General features: G+C 69.0%; 20 protein-coding genes and 1 tRNA gene. 10 read left to right on the forward strand and 11 right to left on the reverse strand.

Features of this window, described 5'->3' with window-relative positions; all coding sequences use genetic code 11:
• Positions 1-248: 248 nt before the first annotated feature.
• Complete coding sequence (locus ABZ027_RS14365) at positions 249-1595, reverse strand: hydrolase (RefSeq protein ID WP_356767927.1); 1347 nt, start codon at positions 1593-1595, stop codon at positions 249-251.
• Positions 1596-1925: 330 nt separating this feature from the next.
• On the opposite strand from ABZ027_RS14365, the gene ABZ027_RS14370 reads away from it, so the two are divergent.
• On the forward strand, positions 1926-2192 hold the full coding sequence (locus ABZ027_RS14370) for a CopG family transcriptional regulator (protein WP_356767929.1): 267 nt from the start codon (positions 1926-1928) through the stop codon (positions 2190-2192).
• The gene (locus tag ABZ027_RS14375; protein WP_356767931.1) at positions 2189-2632 is read left to right on the forward strand and encodes a PIN domain-containing protein; all 444 of its coding nucleotides are present in this window, start codon (positions 2189-2191) and stop codon (positions 2630-2632) included. The genes ABZ027_RS14370 and ABZ027_RS14375 overlap by 4 nt, the downstream gene beginning before the upstream one ends.
• A gap of 135 nt (positions 2633-2767) precedes the next feature.
• On the opposite strand, the gene ABZ027_RS14380 is transcribed toward ABZ027_RS14375, so the two are convergent.
• A complete protein-coding gene (locus tag ABZ027_RS14380) occupies positions 2768-3166 on the reverse strand; it encodes a nuclear transport factor 2 family protein (RefSeq protein ID WP_356767933.1) in 399 nt (132 codons plus the stop codon).
• A gap of 373 nt (positions 3167-3539) precedes the next feature.
• Positions 3540-5057 carry an FAD-dependent monooxygenase gene (locus ABZ027_RS14385; RefSeq protein WP_356767935.1) on the reverse strand — a complete coding sequence of 506 codons (1518 nt, stop codon included), beginning with the start codon at positions 5055-5057 and terminating at the stop codon, positions 3540-3542.
• Between the two features lie 126 nt (positions 5058-5183).
• On the opposite strand from ABZ027_RS14385, the gene ABZ027_RS14390 reads away from it, so the two are divergent.
• Entirely contained in the window at positions 5184-5837 is a 654-nt protein-coding gene (locus ABZ027_RS14390; protein ID WP_356767937.1) for a TetR/AcrR family transcriptional regulator C-terminal domain-containing protein, read from the forward strand.
• Between the two features lie 638 nt (positions 5838-6475).
• On the opposite strand, the gene ABZ027_RS14395 is transcribed toward ABZ027_RS14390, so the two are convergent.
• A complete protein-coding gene (locus tag ABZ027_RS14395) occupies positions 6476-7321 on the reverse strand; it encodes a DUF4394 domain-containing protein (protein WP_356767939.1) in 846 nt (281 codons plus the stop codon).
• 365 nt (positions 7322-7686) lie between these two features.
• Between ABZ027_RS14395 and ABZ027_RS14400 the strand changes: the two genes are divergently transcribed.
• Complete coding sequence (locus tag ABZ027_RS14400; protein ID WP_356767941.1) at positions 7687-8952, forward strand: helix-turn-helix domain-containing protein; 1266 nt, start codon at positions 7687-7689, stop codon at positions 8950-8952.
• Between the two features lie 155 nt (positions 8953-9107).
• On the opposite strand, the gene ABZ027_RS14405 is transcribed toward ABZ027_RS14400, so the two are convergent.
• Positions 9108-9181 (reverse strand) — tRNA-Gly (locus ABZ027_RS14405).
• A 580-nt stretch (positions 9182-9761) separates the two neighbouring features.
• Here ABZ027_RS14405 and dcd point away from each other — a divergent pair.
• Complete coding sequence (dcd, locus tag ABZ027_RS14410; RefSeq protein WP_356767943.1) at positions 9762-10337, forward strand: dCTP deaminase; 576 nt, start codon at positions 9762-9764, stop codon at positions 10335-10337.
• A gap of 14 nt (positions 10338-10351) precedes the next feature.
• Positions 10352-10849, forward strand: coding sequence for a phosphoribosyltransferase (locus ABZ027_RS14415; protein ID WP_356767945.1), 498 nt, complete (start codon positions 10352-10354; stop codon positions 10847-10849).
• A gap of 109 nt (positions 10850-10958) precedes the next feature.
• On the opposite strand, the gene ABZ027_RS14420 is transcribed toward ABZ027_RS14415, so the two are convergent.
• The 5 genes from ABZ027_RS14420 to ABZ027_RS14440 all read right to left on the reverse strand — a co-directional run bounded on the left by ABZ027_RS14420 (position 10959) and on the right by ABZ027_RS14440 (position 17180).
• The gene (locus tag ABZ027_RS14420; protein WP_356767947.1) at positions 10959-11978 is read right to left on the reverse strand and encodes a Yip1 family protein; all 1020 of its coding nucleotides are present in this window, start codon (positions 11976-11978) and stop codon (positions 10959-10961) included.
• A 66-nt stretch (positions 11979-12044) separates the two neighbouring features.
• The gene (gene tnpB / locus ABZ027_RS14425; protein WP_356767949.1) at positions 12045-13502 is read right to left on the reverse strand and encodes an IS607 family element RNA-guided endonuclease TnpB; all 1458 of its coding nucleotides are present in this window, start codon (positions 13500-13502) and stop codon (positions 12045-12047) included.
• Positions 13499-14077, reverse strand: coding sequence for an IS607 family transposase (locus ABZ027_RS14430; RefSeq protein ID WP_356767951.1), 579 nt, complete (start codon positions 14075-14077; stop codon positions 13499-13501). The genes tnpB and ABZ027_RS14430 overlap by 4 nt, the downstream gene beginning before the upstream one ends.
• A 105-nt stretch (positions 14078-14182) precedes the next feature.
• Positions 14183-15622: an FG-GAP-like repeat-containing protein gene (locus tag ABZ027_RS14435; protein ID WP_356767953.1), complete on the reverse strand. Its 1440-nt coding sequence runs from the start codon at positions 15620-15622 to the stop codon at positions 14183-14185.
• Between the two features lie 85 nt (positions 15623-15707).
• Entirely contained in the window at positions 15708-17180 is a 1473-nt protein-coding gene (locus ABZ027_RS14440; protein WP_356767955.1) for a VCBS repeat-containing protein, read from the reverse strand.
• A gap of 250 nt (positions 17181-17430) precedes the next feature.
• Here ABZ027_RS14440 and ABZ027_RS14445 point away from each other — a divergent pair, with 250 nt between their 5' ends.
• Positions 17431-18468, forward strand: coding sequence for a hypothetical protein (locus ABZ027_RS14445; RefSeq protein ID WP_356767957.1), 1038 nt, complete (start codon positions 17431-17433; stop codon positions 18466-18468).
• A gap of 103 nt (positions 18469-18571) precedes the next feature.
• Here the strand turns inward: ABZ027_RS14445 and ABZ027_RS14450 are convergent, their stop codons facing one another.
• Positions 18572-20869 carry a (Fe-S)-binding protein gene (locus ABZ027_RS14450; protein WP_356767959.1) on the reverse strand — a complete coding sequence of 766 codons (2298 nt, stop codon included), beginning with the start codon at positions 20867-20869 and terminating at the stop codon, positions 18572-18574.
• A 253-nt stretch (positions 20870-21122) separates the two neighbouring features.
• Between ABZ027_RS14450 and ABZ027_RS14455 the strand changes: the two genes are divergently transcribed.
• The 3 genes from ABZ027_RS14455 to grpE all read left to right on the forward strand — a co-directional run bounded on the left by ABZ027_RS14455 (position 21123) and on the right by grpE (position 24759).
• Complete coding sequence (locus ABZ027_RS14455) at positions 21123-22142, forward strand: MraY family glycosyltransferase (RefSeq protein ID WP_356767961.1); 1020 nt, start codon at positions 21123-21125, stop codon at positions 22140-22142.
• A 95-nt stretch (positions 22143-22237) separates the two neighbouring features.
• On the forward strand, positions 22238-24103 hold the full coding sequence (gene dnaK / locus ABZ027_RS14460) for a molecular chaperone DnaK (RefSeq protein WP_356767963.1): 1866 nt from the start codon (positions 22238-22240) through the stop codon (positions 24101-24103).
• Entirely contained in the window at positions 24100-24759 is a 660-nt protein-coding gene (grpE, locus tag ABZ027_RS14465) for a nucleotide exchange factor GrpE (RefSeq protein ID WP_356767965.1), read from the forward strand. The genes dnaK and grpE overlap by 4 nt, the downstream gene beginning before the upstream one ends.
• Positions 24760-24781 lie beyond the last annotated feature (22 nt).

Below are 24781 nucleotides of genomic sequence, written 5' to 3' on the forward strand. Positions count from 1 at the left end.
GGCGGATGCGGTGGCGGCGCGGCGCCCGTGGTGCGGAGGACAGGAGAGCTGATCCTTCCTCAACTGGCGCCGAGCGCCCATATGTTCGACAAGGCAAACATTCTAGCGCCTCCCCTCACATGATCATCACATGTTCCCCCCTCATGTGCGGAACGCGACACCGGGACTCTGCCCGGCGGCGACACATACGGGCCACCACACGCCAAAGGGCCGGATCCACGAACGGGTCCGGCCCTTCGGATGTCCGGTCAGCGGACGAAAGAGATCTCCGGATACTTGGTGCTGGGCCCGTCGAGCAGGGTGGTCTGCTTGTTACGCAGCTTCTTGTCGAAGAAGGCGGCGAGGTAGACGCGTTGGATCTGCGCCGCCCGGTTCGGGGCGATCGTGCCGTACTGCTGCTGGATCGTGGCCTGGGAGGTCCCGGTCAGGCGCGCCCACTGGGGCACCAGGTACTCGTAGTCGCTGAACGACAGGTGCGCCGCGCCCTTGAGCTTGATGTCGACCCGGTATCCCTTCAGATGCGACCACATGGTCCGCCACGAACTGTCGTTGTTGCGGTTGTGGTTCTCGGAGCTGAAGAGCATGAAGGGCCGGTCCAGGTCCTTGCTCGGAGCCGTCCCGAAGAACTGGCCGTCCAGGTTGGCACCGGCGTCGATCCGCTTGTCGAGCTGCATCGAGTTGGCGACCGCCGCGCCGCCCAGCGACCAGCCGAACATCCCGATACGGGAGGTGTCCACCGACTTCGACAGCCCGGAGGGCAGCTTCGCCTTGCCGGCGTCCGGGTTGCCACCGCTGCTGATCTTGCCGAGCGCGTCGATGACGAACTTCATGTCGGCCGCGCGCACCTTGAGGGTGTCCGAGGAGTGGGTGCCCGCCGGCATTCTGTTGACCTCCAGCCGGCTGCCGGGGAACTGCACCTCGCTGGCGTCGTGGGTGTGGTCGACGGTGACGACGAGATAGCCGCGGCTGGCGAGATCCTGGGCGAGCGCGGTCCCCACCGCGCGGTCCGAGTGCAGCCCGCTCGAGTACAGCAGGACGGGCAGCTTGCCGAGCGAGGTCTTCACCGGGGCGAGGACATGCCCCGCGGTCTTCGGCAGGGTCACCTGCTGCGTCGACATCCCGTGCCCGGTGATGAAGTGGGCGCCGGAGACCGACGGCAGCCACGGCGCCTGATAGTGCCCGGACGTGGCGGTGGCCGGATAGAAGAGCGACACCATCAACTCGCGCTTGGTGCCGGGCACGTAAGGATCCGTACGGGACTTGTCGACGAGGTGCAGGCCGACCATGCCCACACTGTGCTGCCCGGTCGGCTCGGGGATGGTGAGCTGCAGGGCTGACGCGGCCGTGCGGGCGGACGCGAGCCCCTGAGGTTGTGCGGGCTTGACCTGCTGCGGCAGCTGGTCGTTCTCGGGCGCCCAGGGCGTCTTCGGGTCGGGCTTGCCGACCGCGGCCTTGGTGGCCGCAGGCCCGTCGGGCGACTTCCCGGCGGCCATCGCCGGGGTCATCCCCACACCCAGCGCGAGGGCCAGCACACCCGCCGAGCCGACCGCTCTGGCGATCCCTCTTCGACGGTGGTGCGGGCGGCGGTACTTCATGAAACCCCCAAAGTTGGTCAGCGATCGTAGAACGCGCGATCGACTGCGGCATACCGTACCGCCGTAGGGGCGGGGGGACTCGCGAGTCCCGGATGTCGCACTGGTGATCTCACGTAACGGATGTCGAGCAATGCCACGGCCCGATGACGCGCCGGCGCGCGCCTCACGGCACAGATCACACCAGCTGGATCGGCTGGGCCGTCCAGGTGCCCGCTGACAGCAAAAGGGCCCGGGTCTGTGACCCGGGCCCTTTTCATGGAGCGGCGACGAGAACGGGGCTGGCCGGTTATACCGCATACCTCAAATTGGTACATGGACTACCATTGGTACATGTCCATGAAGCGCACGAACGTCTACGCCGACCCCGAGGACCTGGCGATCATCAAGGAGGCCGCCAAGCGTCGAGGTATAAGCGAGGCCGAGATCATCCGCCAGGGCATCCACCTCGCAGCCATGGCGAACCGGGTCTGGGACGAGCCGCTGTTCTCACGCACCTTCGAGGGGCCGGGGCGCACGCTGCCCAAGTCGGAGGTCCGCGACACGGTCGCCGATGCCGTCCGGCGTGAGACCGGCTCGGGCTCCGGATCCTCCGCGTGATCATTGTCATCGCCGATACGTCCGGCCTTCTGGCAGCCCTGGACTCGGCTCATCCGGAACACCGGGCGGCGAACGAGGCGATCATGGCGGCGGGCCTGCTGGTCATGTCCCCGCTCCTGCTGGCCGAACTGGATCACGTGGCAACGCGTGAGCTCGGCAGGGAGGCTGCCCTCAGCGCGGTCGACGACCTGCGGCGCTGGATGAGCAAGGGGCGTGTCGTCCTGCCGGAGATCACGGAGGACCACCTGGGCGCCGCCCAGTCAGTCCGTGTCCGCTACCGCGCGCTGGACCTCGACCTCGCCGACGCGGTGAACGTGGCACTTGCCGCCGACTACGACACGGACGCGATTCTCACCCTGGACCGACGAGACTTCCGGGCCGTACGCCCGCTGGGCCGTTACAAGGCGTTCCGGGTACTCCCTGACGACCTCCCTCTCTGACACAGGACCCGAAGCGGTCAAGTTCCCGCTTCCCCAAGGGGTGAGGGATCCGTTTCCAGTGCCCGACCCTACTTATCCGAGTTCATGTCTGACCTCTTTGAAACGGCCTGGAACTGGGCCTTGCCCTGAGCCGGGTCACATCACGGCGTCGGTCTGCAGTGGGCCGGCGGTGACACGGAGCGTCCGGACGCGCACCGGCTCTTCCTGGTCGAGGTAGAAGATGTGCATGAAGGGAGCGCGCACCACCCGCTCCGGTTCGCTCTTCTTGGCCATGACCGCCTCACCGCGCAGCAGACGGACGCCGTCGCCCGCGGTCCAGAACTCCATGACCTCGTGGCTGATGACCAGCGGCGCGTCGATCTTGACGAAGAACTCCTTGATGGCCTCGACGCCGTGGATGTGCGCGGCGCCGAAGTACATGTCGGTGTTGTCGGTCAGTGGCGCGAAGCCCTGGCCGAACTCCAGGGTGTCGATGGCGTCCATGAACTTCAGGACCCAGCCGGGGACGGCTGTCGCCTGTGCGGTGTGAGCCATGGTGTGAACTTCCTGATCGGACTGCGGCGCACGACCCTTGCCAACGGCGCCTTCCCCACCCCTGCCGATCTAACGCCGCCGTCCGGCGGGGACCTCAAAGGCCATCGCTGCGACGAGGCAAGACAACAAGACGGCCACCACTACAAGTAGCCGGACGCCGCGGATCCCCCCGCCCCAGCCACAGAGGGTTTTCCTACCTCCGCCCGCATGCACGCAGGAAGAGGACCGCGCGGGCACCCGCCCACGTCCGGAAGGCCGACCACGCGCACCACTACGAGAAGCGCACCGGCGCGGCAGTGAACGACGTCCACTGTGCCGCGGCGGACCGGTCTCGCGTCGCCGCGGTGTCCCGCAGCAAGCTTCTTGCCCCGGTTCAGTCGGCCGTGGCCGGGCCGAACCAGGTGGTGAGGGCGGCCCGGAGTGCGGCGGGGGCGGGGGTGGTGCCGGCGTGTGCGGTCCAGGCGACGTGGCCGTCGGGGCGGATGAGGAGCGCGGCGGGGGCGGGAGTCTCATCGGCCGGCCAGACGGGCCAGTGGTCGGCCGTGGACCGGGCCTCGACGAGGTCGACGCGATCGGCCCAGCTCCCGGCCGTGGCCGCCAGCGCGGTGTCACCGCGGAGGTCGAGCAGTACGGGGCGCGCGGTGCGCAGCAGTTCGAAGACGCGACGCGGGCCGTCACCGGTCTTCAGATCGACGTCGGGGACCCGGCGGCCGGTCAGGGGGTGGTCGTCGCTCATGGGGTAGCGGAGGTCCAACGCGGTGATCATGCCACCCAGGTGCCGGTTGACGTCGTCGTTCTCGATGAGCGAACTCAGTACGTCGCGCAGCGCGTCGGTCTGCGGGCCCGGACGCGTCAGCGCCGTCTGTGCCCGGGTGTTGTGCAGCACCCGTTCCGCGACGGGATACCGCTCGCAGTGGTAGCTGTCCAGCAGGATCTCCGGCGCCCGGCCGTGCACCACCGAGGCGAGTTTCCAGCCGAGGTTGACCGCGTCCTGGACCCCCAGATTCAGTCCCTGGCCACCTGCCGGGAAGTGGATGTGAGCCGCGTCGCCCGCCAGCAGCACCCGGCCTTCCCGGTACCGCTCGGCCTGCCGGGCCGCGTCGCCGAACCGGGAGACCCAACGGGGACTGTGCATACCGAAGTCGGTGCCCGCGATCCTCAGCAGTGACTCCCGCAGCTCCTCGAACGTCACCGGTTCCCGCCGGCCGGCGACACGGTCGTGCTCCGTGGTGATGACCCGGTACCTGCCCGGCTCAAAGGCGAACACCGAGAAGTCACCGCCTGCTCGCCGCTGCATGAAGAGCGATTCGGCGGGCGGATCGGCGAGTTCGACGTCGCCGAGCAGCGCGGTCACGGTCGCCGGGGTGCCCGGGAAGCCGATGCCGGCGAGCTTGCGCACCGCGCTGCGCCCGCCGTCGCAGCCCACGAGGTAGCGGGCGCGCAGTGTCGAACGTGAGCCCTCCGGTCCGCCTACGTCGACCTCGACATCGGAGTCGTGCTGTCGGATCCCGGTCACCTCGGACGACCAGCGCACCCGTACACCGAGCTCGGTGGCCCACTCCTCCAGCAGCCGCTCGATGTGGGACTGCAGGAGCACCAGCGACCGGGGATGCCTGGTCTCGAACTGGTCGAAGTCCAGCCGCAGCCCCGAGAAGTGCCCTATCGGGCGCGGTGTGCCGGCCGCCAGGAAGCGGTCCAGTACGCCCCGCTGGTCCAGCACTTCCATGGTCCGGGCGTGCATCCCGCCGGCCCGCGACTCACCGGTCCGCGCGGCGAGCCGGTCGGCCACCACCACGTCGATCCCCGCCAGCCGTAATTCGCAGGCGAGCATCAGGCCCGTCGGCCCGGCGCCCGCGATCACCACATCCGTGTCCGTCCGTGTGTCGGTCATCTGCATTTCCCCCTGCTCCGGTTCGGCTTCCAGCCCGCCGCATCTAACGGCGTTAGAGACTCTAACACCGTTAGAGAGTGCCTCTAACGGTGTTAGGGTGTCAAGGGCTCAGGAGGAGGGAGCGGGATGAAGATCAACTCCGAGGTGATCGCCAGGACGGCGTTGCGACTACTCGACGACGTCGGCCTCGACGGGCTCACCATGCGCCTCATCGCCCAGGACCTCGGCGTACGAGCCCCCACCCTCTACTGGCACATCAAGAACAAGCAGGAGCTGCTCGACGCCATGGCCACCCTGGTGTACGTCGAGGCGGCCGAGAGGCTGGAGCCACCCCCCGACGGCTCCTCCTGGGAGGACTGGCTCGCCGACTGGGCCCGCCACCTGCGTCAGGCGATGCTGAGCCACCGGGACGGAGCACGCGTCCTCGCCGGCACCTACGTGAACCACGAGACCGTGCACCGGGCGGTGGAGCTGAACCTGCGAACCCTGCGGGACGCCGGCTTCACCCTCAGCGAGGCGGCACGCGGTTTCCCGGCGGTCCTGCACTACACCATCGGCCACACCATCGAGGAGCAGGCCCACACCAGCGCGGCGTACGGCGACGACAACCCCTACGCCCCCGAGCGGCTCGCCGCGATGATCGATGCCGAACGCTTCCCCCTCACCGCCCAGGCGTCGAGCGACCTGCTCGGCATGGACAGCGACGCCGGCTTCGAATACGGGCTTCGCGTCGTCGTTCTCGGTCTGCGCGCCGCCAGGGAGGAGCGGGAGCGCGGCTGACCCGGGAGCGCGCCCGCCGGGCCCGGCGTCTCAGGGCCAGTCACGGCGTCTGAAGACGATGTACAGGCCGACGGGGGCCAGGGCCTCTCGGCCGAAAGCAACTCCCACCATCACCGGCGGACTCCGCCCCCGCCGACGGAACTCTCCCTGCCGGCCTCCCTCGGCGCGTACTGCCGGCCTCCCTCGGCGCGTACGGTCCGATACGGCCGGAAGAGCCGGCCGACGTTCGCCGCAGGGACGTCGACCTCGACAACCTGCGCGTCTGCGGCGGCCGAGCCTTGGAAGCGAGCGTTCGCCGGGAGGCCGCCGTAGCGGGAGCACATGGAGGAGGGATCAGCGGCGGCCGAACCACTCGGGGCGGAGGTGGCTCGGAACGGCTCCGGCGATGCATCCGACACCTGGCCCGCGGGGGTAGCCGGAGCCCGGCAGCTCCACATCGATCAGTGGTTGTCCCCTGATCCCGGCAGGTCCGCGAGGCCGGCCGTTGGGGCGTGATCGAGGCCATGTGCCGGGTGTGCTGTCCAGGGCAGCCCGGTCAGGAATGGCCGCGACAGGGTGTGCCCGAAGGACACGTTCCAGGCTCGCCGCGGCCCGGGAGCAGCCGGGCCGCGGCGAGTAAGTGACCCGCGGGAGGGGGCTCAGCTCCCGGTGAGGGAGATGGCCAGGTCCGTGATGTTCAGAGGGAACTTGGCCTTGGCGGCATCGGCCACGAGCGTGGCCTCGCCGGTGAAGAGGTTGATGCTGTAGAGGGAGGGCCTGTTGGCGCCCGAGGCGGTGAGAGTGGCGAAGGCGGCGTTGCTGACCGTCTTGCCGCCCGACAGGGTGCTGAAGATGTCCATGCCGGCGTTGATCTGCGCGTCGATGCCGAGGCTGCCGGTCGGTGCCAGCGTGCCGTTGTTGGCCGGGGACTGGATGACGACCTGGTCGCTGGTCGTGTTGATGTCGAACAGCGTGGTCGCGGTGGCCCCGTTGAGGTCGTTGTTCGTGTAGGCGGCGGCGGAGACGCCCTTGGTCGTGCCCTCGATCGGCGGGGTGGTGAGGTTCAGGTCCTGGATGGTGGTGTGGTCGTTGAGGTTGTGCCGCAGGTTCTGGCCGTTGTCGCTGATCACGCGCAGCCGGTCGGCGGCCGGGTTGAAGTCGACGCCGAAGTTCGCGCCGTTCAGCGTGTACTGGAGCTGGGACACCTTGGTGATCTCGACATCCGTGGTGGCCGGCGGGGTCTTGATCGTGTAGATGCCGCCCTTGTCGCCGACGCCGTACATCAGGCCGTTCTGCACCCGGAAGTCGATGCCGATCAGAGCCGAGTCGCCGTTGAGCCCGATGATGTCCCTGACCCAGTCGAGCACGTTCGGCCGGTCGGTGGTGAACGTGGCCATCTGGGTGCCGTCACCCGTGATCCCGAACGCGCGCAGGCTGGGAGTGGCGGCGGGAGCGGCCGAGCTGCTGCCCGGCGCGCTCAGCATGAGCGCTGTCGACGTGGCCATGACCGCTACCGCCGCCGCGATTCTCTTTCTCGTTCCTGCTTTCATCGGTGTTTCCCTCCCGTTTGGACAAGCATCATTGAATGGCGCGCAGATGAGAGATTCCCGTACCGATTCCCGCGCTGATCCGGAGCGGTGGCCGGAATGATTGCTGTGGTGTTCCCCCACGGGCTGGTACGCGGTTCCCATTAAGGTCAGTTCACGCTGTCTCCACAAGTGGAACAGGCGATGGGAATGTCCTGATCCAGCGATTTTGCGCACTGTGACAAAGTGCCCCAGACGCGGTCGTCCCCGATGTGCGCAGAGTGATAAATGCCGTCCGGATCTCCCCTGTCGGCTGCTTCGACCGGAATGGCATGCTCGCGCCCATGGGGAGCTTCTTCGCCGAGTTGGCCCGGCAGGCGTCGGCCAACGCGCGCCGGGAGGTCGAGGCGTACGCGCGCGAGATTCCGGAGTTCGGGTTCCTGGACACGAACTCGCGGGCGCGGGCCGAGACGATGGAGTACGCGTTGTGGCTGCGGCGCCGTACGGTCGAACTGTCCCCGGAAAACGGCGAATTGAGCGACGACGACCTCGGCTACATCGCGGCGATCGGCGAGTTGCGGGCCGCAGCGGGGATGCCGCTCGATGCGCGGCAGCGGGTCCTGCGACTGCACACCTCACTCATGCTGCGCGAGATCAACGAAGCGACCGAAGCTCAGCGCGGCGTCGGTGTCGACGAACTCATGCGGATGATGAGCTGGTTCGCCCCGCAGGGAGAACGCGGTATCCGTGCCTACAGTCAGGGATTCGTGACGGCGCTGCGCCACCGTCTGCCGTACGTCGAGCAGGCCGCCCTGCTGGCCAGGTCATTGCTGAACGGAGACCCCATATCGGCGGAACTCGCTTCGGCACTGGGCATGGAACTGCCCGAGCGCTGCGCAGTGACGGTGATCCGGGTGCCGGACCGTCCCGCCGGCGATCGCGACCTGGAAAGCGAGATCGAGACGCTGGTGAAAACCCACCACGCGCCGATCACGTGGTGGCCGGGTAGTGGAAGCAGGGACGGTGAGCTGATTGCCCTGATCCCCTTGCATCCCGCCACACCCCCGGCGCCTCCGGGGACCAGTACAGCCGAGACCGTACAGTCGCACTCCGTACCCGACCTTGCCCCCGACGTCTTGACCGACCTCGTATCCGATCTCGTACGGGACTTCGCCCAGGCTCTCGGTCGCCCCTGCTCCGCCGGCACCGCCACCTCACCGCTGTCCGAGGTTGCCGACGCCCTCGACCTGGCCCGGCGGATCAGCAGGGTGGCGCCGCTGCGACGGGCGTCCGCTCGGCTGCGGCCGCACACCGTGTCGGACGTGTTCGTCGAACTCGCCGTTGCAGACGCGCCGTTCGTCGACGAATGGCTCCACGCCGTGAGCCGGAGCCTGCGTCCCGGTCCGGACCTCCTTGTCACGCTTGACGCGTACTATCGCCACGACATGCACCGCGGCGGCACGGCGGCAGCCCTCAACGTCCACCCTCGCACCCTGGACTATCGCCTCCGCCGGGTGCGGGAGCTCACCGGCATCGATCCCGGCTCGACGCGCGGCGTGCGCATCTTCAGCTCGGTCGTCACGCGGTGCCTGTCGGAAGCGTGGCACTGAACCGGGCGATCATCCGGAGGACGCGCCTGATGGAGGCGGGCTGCTGCGACGGACACGCGCGGCCGCCGAGAAGCGTTCTGACACGAATCTGGCACGCGGCGACTGACCACAACGGAGAACAAAACGGCCCAGGTCTCTGACCTGGGCCTAAGCACTGGAGCGGGTGACGAGAATCGAACTCGCACTCTCAGCTTGGGAAGCTGATGTTCTACCACTAAACTACACCCGCGAAAGACGCCGGTCAGGACCGGTGTCAGCACGCGCTGTCACTTTACCTCATGTCCGGCCCCCGGTGCTGAAGCAGTGGGGGCCGACTGCGTTTCCGGGTGTGGGACGGGGCTGCGGGGTGCGGAAGTTGGGGCGTACGGTGGAGGTGTGGGAGGGGGTCCGGGCGAGGCCGTGGTGCCGCCTGTAGAGTCGCCCCCTTGATCCCGTAACGTCGCATTTGTTGTCAGGCGAGCAGTAGCCCGACGACGCTCTTGGGGAAGGGACTCTAGGACTTGATGGAGCGCACCGTCGTCCGATGTGCCGATGGGCACGTCTTCAGTACCGCTCAGTTCCCGATGCAGCAGGCCGAGCGGCTCGGCCCCGGTCGGCTCCTCCGGTGTCCACGGTGTGCCCGGCTCCGCAGTGTGGTGCCGGTGGCCTTGGAGAACCAGCGGCAGCGGTCGGAGGCGGCATCCGGAAGCAGTGGCCGCAGGCGCTGAACACAAGCGTCGGCAAGAAACAGTAGAGACACGTACAGGCAGTAGCGCAGGCGCGCGGCGTCCGATTGTGGTCGGTCCGCGCGCCTTGCGTATCCTCGGGGCGTGCTTCTCTCAGACAAGGACATCCGGGCCGAGATCGACGCCGGACGGGTACGGATCGATCCCTACGACGAATCCATGGTGCAGCCGTCCAGCATCGACGTACGGCTTGATCGGTATTTCCGGGTGTTCGAGAACCACCGGTACCCCCACATCGATCCCTCCGTCGAGCAGGTGGACCTGACCCGGCTCGTGGAGCCGGAGGGGGACGAACCGTTCATCCTCCACCCCGGTGAGTTCGTTCTCGCCTCGACGTACGAGGTCGTCTCACTCCCCGACGATCTCGCCTCGCGGCTCGAGGGGAAGAGTTCCCTCGGGCGGCTCGGGCTGGTCACCCACTCCACCGCCGGGTTCATCGACCCCGGTTTCTCCGGGCACGTCACCCTCGAGCTGTCCAACCTCGCCACGCTCCCCATCAAGCTCTGGCCCGGGATGAAGATCGGCCAGCTGTGCATGTTCCGGCTCACCTCGCCCGCCGAGTCCCCCTACGGGAGTGAGCGGTACGGATCGCGGTACCAGGGACAGCGGGGGCCCACCGCCTCCCGGTCCTTCCTCAACTTCCATCGGACCCAGGTGTGACGAGCGGGGGCGGCATGAGCGACGTACGGGAGAACCTCACCTACGAGCGTTTCGGTGTCGCCGTGCGCGAGCTCGCGCAGACCATCGCGGACGACGGGTACGAGCCCGACGTCGTGCTCAGCATCGCCCGCGGGGGCGTCTTCGTCGCCGGCGGGCTCGCCTACGCGCTCGACTGCAAGAACATCTCCCTCGTGAACGTCGAGTTCTACACCGGCGTGGGCACGACCCTCGAGATGCCCGTCATGCTTGCTCCGGTGCCCGACGTCATCGACTTCTCCGACAAGAAGGTCCTGATCACGGACGACGTCGCCGACACCGGCCGGACGCTCAAGCTGGTGCGCGACTTCTGCCTCGAGACCGTCGCCGAGGTCCGCAGCGCGGTGATCTACGAGAAGTCGCAGTCGCTCGTGAAGTGCGAGTACGTGTGGAGGCGGACCGAGAAGTGGATCAACTTCCCGTGGTCCGTCCAGCCACCGGTCGCCCGTCGCAAGGGCCAGGTTCTCGACGCCTGAGGCGCCTGAGGCGCCTGAGGTACGAGAGCCTGAGGTACGACAGCCTGAGGGACGAGAGAAGGGCTCCCGGTGTACGCACCGGGAGCCCTTTCCGTACTGCCGAGACCGACTAGAACGTCCCCAGCTTCACGATCGACAGCAGGGCGATCAGCTGGATCGCCGACGCGCCCAGGGCCTTCGGCCACGGCAGGTCGTGGGATCGGCGGACCATCAGGGTCAGCAGGGCGCCGGCCGCGATCCAGGTGGCCCAGCCCAGGATCTGCACGAAGGACGCGTCGCCGCCGAGGAACATCGCGAAGACCAGGCGGGGGGCGTCCGTCAGGGACATGATCAGCATCGACAGGCCGACCGTCGGCTGCCAGGCGCCGTCGCCGCCGAGCTGGCGGGCCAGGGTGTGGGTGACCACGCCCAGGATGAAGGCCGCGAGGACCATCGCCACGGCGGTGACCAGGACGATGGGAACGGCGTTCGAGAGTGTGGCGTTTATCGCGTCCTCGCGGGCGCCGTCGAAGCCGAAGACCGCGAGCAGGCCGTAGAGGAAGGTCACGATGAGGGCGGGGCCCCACATCGTGTAGTCGCGCATCTGGAGGAAGGTCTGGTCGGGGGCCAGGAAGATGCCCCTCAGCAGGTCCTTCCAGTGCAGACGCGGCCCGATCGGTCCGGCCGGAGCCGAACCCGCGCGGTAGGTGTCGCCCTGGTTGTAGGGGTCGTCGCCGACCGAGAACGCCTGGGTGCTCCCAGGGTTGTTCGCGGCGTACGGGTCCGGGCCGGGCTGCGGCGGGTAGGTGCCGCCGTCGCCGAAGTACTCCGGTTCGTCATAGCCACCGGCCTGGGTGCCGCCACCCCCGTACGGCGGCTGCCCGGGGTGGGGCTGCGGCGCCGGTGGGTAGCCGTACGACGGACGCCCCTGGGGCGAGCCGTACGTCTGACCCCGGGGCGCCTGCTGCCCCTGCCCGCGGGGCGATTGCTGTTGCCCGTACGGAGGTTGTTGCGGTCGCGCTTGAGGAGCGCCGTTGTCCCGGCCGCGTCCGATCCTGAATCCAGCCACGTCTTCGAACGTACCTGGTCCCGGAGAGTCACGTGCCGGGCCCGGCGTTCCGGGCCCGGCTTTGCGGCCGAGCTGTGACATCCGTTGCTTTGATCATCAAGCGATCTCAGCAATCCCGGCGTTTCCACCGAAATGGTCCGTAACGGGTCACCGGAGCGCGGGTTGCGCGCCGGTGTTCTGTTGGCGGTCTCCCGTTTCCTTCCCGGCCCGGGGGCTGGGGATCGCGCCACCTGCCCGCCCCGTCCCGGCCTTGCGGCGCGGGCGGGTGGCGCGGGTCTTCCGGTCGGCTCCACGGGGCTTCGACTTCGCCTTGGCGAGGTCCAGGTCTCCGGCCACTCCGGTACCTGTGGTGCGGGCCGCGAGGGCGGCCAGGTTGTGTCCGGCGTTGGCGTCCCGGTCAAGGACCAGGCCGCAGTTGTCGCACTCGAAGACGCGCACGCTGAGGGGCAGCTTGGCTTTCACCACACCGCAGCGGGAGCAGGTCTTCGAGGAGGGGTACCAGCGGTCAGCGACGATGAGTCGTGTGCCGCGCCGGCGGGTCTTGTAGGTGAGCTGGCGTCGGATCTCGCCGAACGCAGCATCCGCGACACGGCGGGACAGGCGCCGGTTGCGGCCCATTGCGGCGACGTTGAGGTCTTCGACGACGATCGTGCCGTATTCAGAGACGAGACGGGTCGTCAACTTGTGGAGGGTGTCCTCGCGGAGGTTTGCGACCCGGTGGTGGATCTTGTTCCGCGCCTGGTTCGCCTTCTCCCAGCGCTTCGACGCCTGCTGCCCGATACGCCGGTCGGGGCCGCGGCGGCGGGAGACGGCACGGCTGGCGCGGCGCAGTTGCTTCTGCCCGCGGTCAAGGTGGCGCGGGTTCGGCTCCTCGCCGAGGACACCGTCGCTGTCCGCGAGGACCGCCAGGGTCTTGATGCCAAGGTCGATGCCGACCGCCGTGCCCGGACGGGCAACCTTCACCAGCTCGTGCCTCGCCTCGACCTGCAGCGACACGAACCACCGCCCCCGGTCCCAACGCGCGGTCGCGGACAGGATCCGCATGTTTCCCGCGACGATGAGGGCCCGCAGGTCACAGCGGTGCTCGTGAAGGCGGACCGTGCCGATCCTCGGCAGGGTGACGTGGTGTCCGTCAGGCTCGACCCGGATCGTCCCGGTGGTGAACCGGCAGGTCAGGCGCGCTTTCCGCTTCGGCTTGAAGCGTGGGATGCCTATCTTGCGCCCCTTGCGCTTGCCGCTCTTCGACTTCGCATAGTTGTCGAACGCGGCCGACGCGTTGGCCAGGCCGGTGTTGTATGCCTCCTTGGAGTTCTCGTCCCACCATCCGGCGAAGCGCGGGTTAGTGCGCTTGTCCTCGTTGAACGCCTTCCGCAGCGAGGGCAGCGACCACGGCCGCCACTCGGTGAGCTGGTCCTCGGGGATGCCGTACGACTGCTCGGCCTTCCGCTGCCACCACGCGGCGGTGATGTACGCGACCGCCCAGTTGTACGCTGCCCGCGCGGCACCTGCATGCGAGTGCAGGTGCCGGTAGGTCGTGGCGTTCGGGTCCAGCGCGATCTTGTGCGCGAGGACGGTGAAGCCCGGCTGCGGCTTGAACTTCTTCATCCGGCCACCTCCGGGCCGGTGGCGACGGCGACGGCCCGGGCGGCGCGGTTCCTCGCGGAGCGGCCACCGTACAGCCGTGCGCACATCGAGGTCAGGACCTCGGTGATATCCCGTACCAGGTCGTCAGCGGTCTCCGCCGGGTCAAGGATGACCAGGCGCCGCCCCGAGGCAGAGAGGGCGGCTCCCAGATGCTCGACACCGAACCGGGCAAGGCGGTCGCGGTGCTCGACCACGATCATCCCCACATCCGGATCGGCGAGCAGCCGGTGAAGCTTGCGGCGACGCCCGTTCAAGCCGGAGCCGACCTCCGTCACCACGTCAGCAACCGCGAGACCCTGGGACGTTGCGCCCTGAACGGTCCGGGCGACCTGGCGCTCCAGGTCCGCTTTCTGGTCACCGGAGGAGACACGACAGTACGCCACGACCCGCCCCGCAGTATGCGGGGCGGGCTCGGTCACGAGCCATGTACCCGACGGCGTCTGGACGACCGGGACCGGCATACGGCCCTCTTTCGCCCAGGTCCACGCGGTCTGGTAATGCACGCCGTTGCGCGCTGCCCACTCGGAAAGCTTCACGCGATCAAGATATTCACCGAGTATGGCTGATATCCACTGAAAGAAATGGGAACTGTTATTCCCCCTAAGGGGAGACCTACAGGTTGCTCGGGGATCGCTCAGGGTTTACTGGCCGATCACCCAGCCGAAGTCCGCGCCGCCCTTGAGGGACACGCCACGGGCGGTGAAGGATGTGGCGCCGGTGGTGGTGAGGCCGGAGGCGGAGGCGCGCAGGACGGTGAGCGCGCCGTAGCCGTTCTCGTAGCCGGAGCCGGTGACCAGGTCGGCCTTGCCGTTCTTGTCGAGGTCGACCAGGCGGACCGACATGCCGAAGGCGTCGTCGTTCTCGTTGGCGCCGGGGACGCCCGCGGTGTTCTGCGTGTACGACTTCGCGCCGGAGCCCTTCAGCCCGGTGGCCGAGCCGAACAGGATGGTCACCGAACCCGAGTCCCTGGCCGTGCCGTTGTCCTCGCCCCAGGCGCCGACCGCGACATCGGCGAACTTGTCGCCGTTGACGTCGCCGACGCTCACCGCCGAGCCGAACCGGTCCTCCGATTCGCCCGCGCCGGGCACACCTGCCGTGTCCTGGTGGATGACGGTCGGCTTCTGCGCCGGGTCGGGGCCGTTCGGGCCGCCGTACCAGACGGTGATCTGGCCGCCCTTGTGGCCGCCCGGCTTGTCGGCGCGCGGGTCCTCGTAGTCGCCGAGGACGAGGTCGCCGTAGCCGTCGCCGTTGATGTCGCCGACCGAGCCGAGCAAGCCGTCGGCCTTCGGCAGGGGGGTCTCGCGGTAGTCCGACTCGGGGTGGGACTCCCAGCCCGCGGGGTCGTAACCGAGGTAGCCGATGACGCCGCCGTGGTCGCTGCTGACGGTGTACGGGTACACGCGCTCGGCCGCCTTGTCCCCGTTGATGTCGCCGGCGATCACGTCGTACGTCGAGCCGACCTCGTAGACGGAGGTCTGGCTCACGGGCGCGCCCGTACGGGCGAAGGGGCCCTTGTACAGGCCGGTGTAGCTCTGGCCGGTGACGGTGACGTCCGTCTTGCCGTCGCCGTCGAAGTCACCGGTCGCGATGCCGGAGCCGTAGCCGCCCCACTCGTTGAGCTGGGACGTCGGCGCGGGCAGCGAGGAGCCGCCGGTGAGGCCGGACTTGCCGCCCCAGATGACGGTGACCGAGCCGACGCCGTCGCGGTCGCCGATGCTCTCGTACTGGGAGCCGACGACCAGGTCGGCGTAGCCGTCGGCGTTCAGGTCGCCGGCGGCGAGGCTGCTGCCGAAGCGGTCGCCGGACTCGGCGGTGCCGGGGACGCCGGTGGAGTTCTGCGTGATCACCGTTTTCTTGGTGGCGGAGACGCCGGACGACGAGCCGTACAGCACGACGACGGCGCCCGCGCCCTGCACCGAACCGACGTCGGCGCTCATGGCGCCGATGGCGACGTCCCGGTAGCCGTCGCCGTTGAAGTCCCCGGCGAGACCGGAGGGCGCGGCGGCGGCCGGGGTGGCGGGCAGGCCGGTGAGCAGGCCGGTGGCGAGGGTGGCGGCGAGGACGAGTGTGCGCTTGCGCAAGGCGGGGTCTCCGGGAGAGGGGGAGGCCGGGCCCGTGACTGCGGGCCCGGCCTGTGCTGAACGGGTGCGGATCAGGCCGGTGAGGTCAGTCGGCGAAGTTCGCGGCGAAGTACGGCGTGCCCGTCGTCGAGACGCCCGAGGCGCTCGGGGAGACCGTGCGGGAGCCGGTGGTGGTGATCTTCGTGCCGTTGGACGGCAGGTAGGTCAGCGCACCGTTGCCCGCGTTCTCGGTGGAGCCCACGAGCAGGTCGGCCTTGCCGTCGCCGTTGACGTCGTCGAGCTTGACGTCCATGCCGAACATGTCGTCCTTCTCGTCGCCGCCGGGCACGCCCGCGGTGCTCTGGGCGAAGGACTGGGCGCCGGAGCTGGTGTTCAGGCCGCTCGCCGTGCCGTAGAGGACCGTGACCGCGCCGGTGTTCGCGTAGCTGCCGATGTTCTCGCCGGCCACGCCGACGACGAGGTCGAGGTACCTGTCGCCGTTGACGTCGCCCAGGTCGAGCTCGTAGCCGAAGTAGTCGTTGGTCTCCGAGGCGCCGGGGACGTTGCCGGTGTCCTGGGTGATGCCGGTGACTTTGTCGGGGCCGCTTGCCGAGCCGTACGTCACCCACACCTTGCCGCCCTTGGCGGCGTCCGGGGCCGTCGTGCCGTCGTTCATGACGGCGTTCCAGTAGGCGCCGCTGACGATGTCGCCGTAACCGTCGGCGTCGATGTCGCCGATCGCGGTGATGGTGCCGGGCTTGAGGGTCTTGGCCGATGCCATGCTCAGGCCGCTCGCGGTGCCGGGGACGAAGTAGTTGCGGTTCCAGCCGTGCTCGCTTGCCGTCTCGTAGCCGTCGACCACCAGGTCGGTGCGGCCGTCGCCGTTGACGTCCCCGGCGGTGAGGTTGAGCGGTCCCTGGCCGTCGGTGCCCATGATGGGGGGCTTGATCGTGTAACGGCCGCGGGCGGCGCCGGAGGAGCTGAAGCCGCCCTTGAAGACGTGGATGACGGCCCCGGTGCTGCCGACGGCCAGGTCGGCCTTGCCGTCCCCGTCGAAGTCGCCGGCGGCGAGGGTGCGGCCCCAGAAGTCGTGTGAGCCGGGGGCCGGGTCGGCGACCGTGACGCCCTTGCCGGTGATGCCGGACGCCGAGCCCCACAGGATGGCGACGGCGCCGCCGTCGACGTCGCTGCCGACGTCCTCGCCCGCGGAGCCGACCGCGAGGTCGTCGTAGCCGTCGCCGTTGAAGTCGGCGTACGCCGTGTCGTTGGCGAAGTGGTCGCCGGTCTCGGCGGTGCCCGGGGTGCCGGAGGTGTTCTGGCTGATGGTGCTGCGCTTGGCGGAGGACACGCCGGTGCTGGTGCCGTAAAGGGCGACGAGCTGACCGGCTTCCTTCTTGCCGTTGACGTAGGAGAGGGAGGCCGAGAAGGCGACGTCGCCCCTGCCGTCGCCGTTGAAGTCGGCCTGCGGGACGGTCGTGGAGTCCGCGGCCGTCGCCGTCGCGGCCGAGAAGGTGAGCAGACCGCCCGTCAACGCGGCGGCGGTGGCCGTCGCGAAGGTCAGTCTGAAGCGCTTGTGCATGCGGGGTCTCCTGCGGCATGCGGGGGATGCCTGGCGGGGCATCCGCAGTCAATGATGAGCGTCCGCCGTCCGTGTTCGGTTCCAGAGGTCCGGGCCGGGTGCACGGGGCGGTCGGCGATCAGGAGACCTTCGCTGGTACGTAAGGGTTGTACGTGAGTTCGGTAACTCTTTTGAAAGGTCGCTCGGGGGTCGCGCTGGTCGGGCAGGGGCTGCCTGTGAAGCCGGACGGGAACCGAGACGGGGGGAAGTCATGCGCTGGGTGCTGGTGTGGGCCGTGCGGCTGTGCGGGCTGGTGGGGTGGGTGGCGACGGCGGTCGCCTGTACGTGGCTGCTCGGCGCGGCGCCCATGCCCAAGCCGTGGGAGGGGCCCTTGGTGTGGGGGGCCGTCGCGGCGGGGTGTGCGGTGGCGCGGGCGCTGTTGCTGTGGGCGGGGCGGGTGCTGGCCGCGGTGGCGCGTCGGCGTCGGAGCCGGGGCGGCGACTCACCGGGTGTCTCCCTGAGCAAGGAGGGGCGCGGGGGCGGCGGGGGCCGCTGGGACGACTGGGACCTCGACTGGGAGGACGCGCACGAACTCTCCTTCCCGGGCTACGAGACCTGGGCCAAGCTCCGCACGGGTGCCGTCTGGCTGCTGGTCGCGTTCGCCTCGGGCGCGTTCTTCACCGCCCTCCTGACCTCACCGGACTGGGACGACCGGGTCGAGGACCTGCGGGACGCCGGCGCCGAGGTCAGTGTCGCGACGGTCGTACGGGCGCCGGGGGCGGTACGGGCGGACGTGGACGACGAGGACGCCGTGCAGGGGTACTCGTCGCGGCTGGTCGTGTCCGTGCCCGGGGGGCCCGCGCGCCTCGCCGTGAAGGGCGCGTACACGCAGGAGAAGCCTCGTGAGGGGGCCGAGGTCGACGTCCTGTGGGCCCGGTCCGCGCAGCGGCTCGGCGGATACGTCAACGAGACCCAGGACCTGCCGGCGATCGCCGAGCGCCGCTGGAAGGCGTTCCCGGACGGTGATCTGGGCGGCGCGGCGCTGGTCGCGTTCATCGTCCTGATGCTCTTCGGCGCGGTCCTGGCGCCCGTCTTCAGCCTGGTGCCGGACGCCGACGACCTCCAGGAGCTGGCCTGGTCCCCGTGGGTGCAGACGGTACGAGCCGCGGTGACCGCCGCCGTGTTCCTGGGCTGGCGCCCGCTACTGCTGGGGGTGGAGCCCCACCTCGTGGAAGTGCTCTTCGCCGGGGGCGGCTTCCTCCTCGTCTTCCTGGCGTACTGCCTCGGGTCCGTCCGCAGCCTGGGATGACGGTCCCCGGACACGACGGCACCCCCGTGCCCAGGACGGGACACAACGGCGCCCCCATGCCCAGAACGGGACATGGGGGCGCCGAACTGCCGTAGATCTACGTCTACTTCACCGGCTGCGGCTCCGGCTCGTTCTCCGACTCCGACGTGCCCGCCGGGGGCTCGTCCGAGTCGGCGACCGGGGTCTTGACGGACTGCAGCAGGAGCTGGGCCACGTCGACGACCTGGACGGACTCCTTGGCCTTGCCCTCGTTCTTCTTGCCGTTCACCGAGTCCGTGAGCATGACGAGGCAGAACGGGCAGGCGGTGGAGACGATGTCGGGGTTCAACGACAGGGCCTCATCGACACGCTCGTTGTTGATGCGCTTGCCGATCCGCTCCTCCATCCACATCCGCGCGCCACCGGCGCCACAGCAGAAGCCGCGCTCCTTGTGGCGGTGCATCTCCTCGTTGCGCAGGCCCGGGACGCCCGCGATGATCTCGCGCGGCGGCGTGTAGATCTTGTTGTGGCGGCCCAGGTAGCAGGGGTCGTGGTACGTGATGATGCCCTCGACCGGGGTGACCGGGACCAGCTTGCCCTCGTCCACCAGGTGCTGGAGCAGCTGGGTGTGGTGGATGACCTCGTAGTCGCCGCCGAGCTGCGGGTACTCGTTGCCGAGGGTGTTGAGGCAGTGCGGGCAGGTCGCGACGATCTTCTTCGCGGACTTGGGCTTCGCCGACTCGGGCAGGACCTTGCCCTCGTCGTCCGTCTCCTCGCCGAACGCCATGTTCAGCGCGGCGACGTTCTCCATGCCGAGCTCCTGGAAGAGGGGCTCGTTGCCCAGCCGCCGCGCCGAGTCACCCGTGCACTTCTCGTCGCCGCCCATGATCGCGAACTTGACGCCCGCCATGTGGAGCAGCTCGGCGAAGGCCTTGGTGGTCTTCTTGGCGCGGTCCTCCAGGGCGCCGGCGCAGCCGACCCAGTACAGGTACTCGACCTCGGACAGGTCCTCGATGTCCTTGCCGACGACCGGCACCTCGAAGTCGACTTCCTTGAGCCACTCCAGGCGCTGCTTCTTGGCCAGGCCCCAGGGGTTGCCCTTCTTCTCCAGGTTCTTGAGCATGGTGCCCGCCTCGGACGGGAACGCGCTCTCGATCATCACCTGGTAGCGGCGCATGTCGACGATGTGGTCGACGTGCTCGATGTCGACGGGGCACTGCTCGACGCAGGCGCCGCAGGTGGTGCAGGACCACAGGACGTCCGGGTCGATGACGCCGTTCTCCTCGACGGTGCCGATCAGCGGGCGCTCGGCCTCGGCCAGCGCTGCCGCGGGCACCGAGGCAAGCTGCTCCTCGGAGGCCTTCTCCTCGCCCTCCATGGTCTTGCCGCCACCCGCGAGCAGGTAGGGCGCCTTGGCGTGCGCGTGGTCCCGCAGGGACATGATCAGCAGCTTGGGGGAGAGCGGCTTGCCGGTGTTCCAGGCGGGGCACTGCGACTGGCAACGCCCGCACTCGGTGCAGGTGGAGAAGTCGAGAAGGCCCTTCCAGGAGAACTGCTCGACCTGGGAGACGCCGAAGACGTCGTCGTCGCCCGGGTCGGTGAAGTCGATCGGCTCGCCGCCGGAGGTCATCGGCTGGAGCCCGCCGAGCGCGGTCCCGCCCTTCGCCTCACGCTTGAACCAGATGTTCGGGAAGGCCAGGAAGCGGTGCCAGGCCACACCCATGTTGGTGTTCAGGCTGACCGTGATCATCCAGATCATGGTGGTGCCGAGCTTGATCATGGCGGTGAGGTAGACGAGGTTCTGCAGCGTCGCGACGCTCAGTCCCTTGAAGGCCAGGATCAGCGGGTACGAGGCGAAGTACGCGGCCTCGAAGTGGTCCACGTGGTGCAGCGCGCCCTCGAGACCGCGCAGCACGTAGATGGCCAGACCGATGGTGAGGATGACGTACTCGACGAAGTACGCCTGGCCCATCTTGGAGCCCGCGAAGCGCGACTTGCGGCCGGGGCGCGAGGGCAGGTTCAGCAGCCGGATGACCATCAGCGTGAGGATGCCGATGGTCGTCATCGCGGCGATGAACTCGATGTAGAGCTCGTACGGCAGGAAGCCGCCGATCACCGGCAGCGTCCAGTCGGCCTGGAAGAGCTGGCCGTAGGCGGTGATGATGGTCGGCGGCAGCGTCAGGAAGCCGATGGCCACGAACCAGTGGGCGAAGCCCACGATGCCCCAGCGGTTCATCCGCGTGTGGCCGAGGAACTCCCGCACCAGCGTCACACTGCGCGAGTAGGGGTCGTCGGTGCGGCTGCCGGCGGGCACCGGCTGGCCCAGTTTGAAGTACCGGACGAACTGGCCGATGGCGCGTGCGAGCAGCGCAACGCCGACCACGGTCAGCACCAGCGACACGATGATCGCGGCGAGTTGCATTTCGGGGCTCCTCGGGCCTGCGAGGGGATCTTGCGAGGGATTCTTCGAGGGGATCCTTGAGGGGGTCCTCGAGGGGGGCCCTCGTCATTACTAAGCGGTAACTTACCCAGTCGGTTTGAGACTACCCCCATCTTCCGTCGCACTGTAGTCAGCCATGCGGTGATCTGCGTCGCTGAGGGTCGCCTTAAAGATCCCTCCCGATCCGATCGTGTTATTCATGCCAAATTGGTATATTCACCCCTAACTTAGTTCCGTGCTCTACGGGATCGCCGCCACCACCACCGCCCTGCTCCTCGCCGTCGTGCTCACCGCTCTGCTCCGGGCCCCGGCCCGGCGGCTCGGGATCGTCGACCGGCGGCGCCAGCGGGCCGTTCCGCTCTGCGGCGGGTTCGCCGTCGCGCTCGCCACCTGTCTGGTCGCGGCCGCCGGTGAGTGGACCGGCGTCGCGCCGCTCGACGGCCAGGTCCGCGAACTGCTCGTGGCCGGGGCCGCCGTCGCCCTGCTCGGGCTGGTCGCCGACGTGCGGCGGATCAAGGCCCGGCTCCTGGTGGGCGGTACGGCGGTGGCGGCGGCCTGGGTGGTGCCGTACGGCGAACTCGGGCTCGTCGGCGGGGCGTTGGCGGCCGGCTGGATCGTGTTCGTGGCCGTCGGCTTCAAGGCGCTCGATCACGCGGACGCGCTGGCCGGGACGGTGGCCGTGGTGACCGCCTTCGGAGTGGGGGCGCTGGCGGCCGCCGAGATGATGGACGGGCCGGCCACCCTGCTGAGCGTGCTGGCCGCCGCGCTGACCGGGTTCCTCATGCACAACCGACCTCCCGCGCGCGCCGGACTCGGATCCTGCGGGGCGCTGTTCGCGGGGTTCGTGCTCGCGTCGGCCGCCGTGGTCACCCGCGCCGGGTACGAACCGGCGTCCAGCGCGGGGGTGTTGTTCGCGCTGACGGCGGTCGCGGCCGCCGATGTGACCCTCGTGCTGCTCTCCCGCCGACTGGCCGGGCGGCCCCTGCTGCGCAGCGGCCCGGACCATCTCGCGCACCGGCTCCGGCGGCTCGGGCTCACCTCCGGCGGGGCGACGGTGGTGCTCGGTGTGGGGGCGACCTGCGGGGTACTCGTCGCGGTCTTCGCGCATCTGGGGTGGATTGCCGGGACGGGGGTGTGCTGGGTGGCCGTGGGGGCTTTGGCGGTCGTGCTGGGACTCCTTCGAGTGCGTACGTACGGACCGCGCCGTCCGGTGAATACGCAGGTCAGAGCCCAGTTGCGTGTAAGGAACGGATAAGAGTTGAGCCCGTCCGACTCAGGTCTGTTGACCGTGGGCCGGGCGTCGTGCACACTTGAGCCCGTTCCACTCAAGTCAGCTGGAGGAAGATCACCATGGCACGTGCGGTCGGCATCGACCTGGGCACGACTAACTCCGTCGTCAGCGTTCTGGAGGGCGGCGAGCCCACCGTCATCACCAACGCCGAGGGTGCCAGGACCACGCCGTCCGTCGTCGCCTTCGCCAAGAACGGTGAGGTGCTCGTCGGCGAGGTCGCCAAGCGCCAGGCGGTCACGAACGTGGACCGGACCATCCGCTCCGTGAAGCGCCACATGGGCACGGACTGGAACATCGAGCTCGACGGGAAGCCCTTCAACCCGCAGCAGATCTCCGCGTTCATCCTGCAGAAGCTCAAGCGCGACGCCGAGTCGTACCTGGGCGAGAAGGTCACGGACGCGGTCATCACCGTCCCGGCGTACTTCAACGACTCCGAGCGTCAGGCGACGAAGGAAGCCGGCGAGATCGCCGGTCTCAACGTCCTGCGCATCGTCAACGAGCCCACCGCGGCCGCGCTGGCGTACGGCCTGGACAAGGAAGAGCAGACGATCCTCGTCTTCGACCTCGGCGGTGGCACCTTCGACGTGTCGCTGCTCGACATCGACGAGGGCCTGGTCGAGGTGAAGGCCACCAACGGTGACAACCACCTCGGCGGCGACGACTGGGACCAGCGGGTCGTCGACTACCTGGTCCAGCAGTTCAAGTCCGGCCACGGCGTGGACCTGGCCAAGGACAAGATGGCCCTCCAGCGTCTGCGTGAGGCGGCGGAGAAGGCCAAGATCGAGCTGTCCTCGTCCACCGAGACCTCGATCAACCTGCCCTACATCACGGCGTCCGCCGAGGGCCCGCTGCACCTGGACGAGAAGCTCACCCGGGCCCAGTTCCAGCAGCTGACGGCCGACCTGCTGGAGCGCTGCAAGACGCCGTTCCACAACGTCATCAAGGACGCCGGCATCTCCATCAACGAGATCGACCACGTCGTCCTCGTCGGTGGCTCCACCCGGATGCCCGCCGTCGCCGAGCTCGTCAAGGAGCTGACCGGCGGCAAGGAGGCCAACAAGGGCGTCAACCCGGACGAGGTCGTCGCCATCGGCGCCGCCCTCCAGGCCGGTGTCCTCAAGGGTGAGGTCAAGGACGTCCTGCTCCTCGACGTGACCCCGCTGTCCCTGGGTATCGAGACCAAGGGCGGCATCATGACCAAGCTCATCGACCGGAACACCACGATTCCGACCGAGCGCTCCGAGATCTTCACCACGGCCGAGGACAACCAGCCGTCCGTGCAGATCCAGGTGTACCAGGGCGAGCGTGAGATCGCGGCGTACAACAAGAAGCTCGGGATGTTCGAGCTGACCGGTCTGCCGCCGGCCCCGCGTGGCGTCCCGCAGATCCAGGTGGCGTTCGACATCGACGCCAACGGCATCATGCACGTGACCGCGAAGGACCTCGGCACGGGCAAGGAGCAGAAGATGACCGTCACCGGCGGCTCCTCGCTGCCGAAGGACGAGGTCGACCGGATGCGCCAGGAGGCCGAGCAGTACGCGGAGGAGGACCACCGCCGCCGCGAGGCCGCCGAGACCCGCAACCAGGGCGAGCAGCTCGTCTACCAGACCGAGAAGTTCCTCAAGGACAACGAGGAGAAGGTCCCGGGCGAGATCAAGGACGAGGTCGAGGCCGCGGTCGGCGAGCTGAAGGACGCGCTCAAGAACGAGTCCGCCGAAGGCGACAACACCGCCGAGATCCGTACCGCCACCGAGAAGGTCGCGGCCGTCTCGCAGAAGCTCGGCCAGGCCATGTACGCCGACGCCCAGGCCGGTCAGGCCGCGGGTGGCGCCTCCGAGGGTGCCGCCGACGGTGACGCGAAGGCCGACGACGACGTCGTGGACGCCGAGATCGTGGACGACGAGCGCAAGGACGGTGCCGCGTGACGGAGGAGACCCCGGGCTTCGACGAGAAGCCTGACGTCCCTTCCGGCGCCACCCCCGACGACGCCGAGCCGCAGGCCGCCGCCCCCTCCGAGGGGGAGGCGGCGGCCCCGGCCGGGGACGCATCAGCACAGATCGCAGGTCTGACGGCTCAGCTGGACCAGGTACGCACGGCGCTCGACGAGCGCACCGGCGACCTCCAGCGGCTGCAGGCCGAGTTCCAGAACTACCGCCGCCGGGTCGAGCGGGACCGGATCACGGTCAAGGAGATCGCCATCGCGAACCTCCTGACCGAGCTCCTGCCCGTCCTCGACGACATCGGCCGCGCGCGGGACCACGGCGAACTCCTCGGCGGGTTCAAGTCCGTCGCCGAGTCGCTGGAGTCGGTCGCGGCGAAGATGGGCCTGCAGCAGTTCGGCAAGGAGGGCGAGCCCTTCGACCCGACGATCCACGAGGCCCTGATGCACAGCTACGCGCCGGACGTCACCGAGACGACGTGCGTGGCGATTCTCCAGCCCGGGTACCGATTCGGCGAACGCACCATCCGCCCCGCGCGGGTGGCCGTGGCCGAACCCCAGCCCGGGGCGCAGACCGTCAAGTCGGACGAGTCCGCGGAGACGGCCGACGACAAGGAGACCGGTGGCCCGGACGAGGGCTGAGCTGGAACCGAGTAGGACAAGA

Origin of the sequence: Streptomyces sp. NPDC006332, assembly GCF_040612855.1 — a bacterium.
GTDB lineage: Bacteria > Actinomycetota > Actinomycetes > Streptomycetales > Streptomycetaceae > Streptomyces.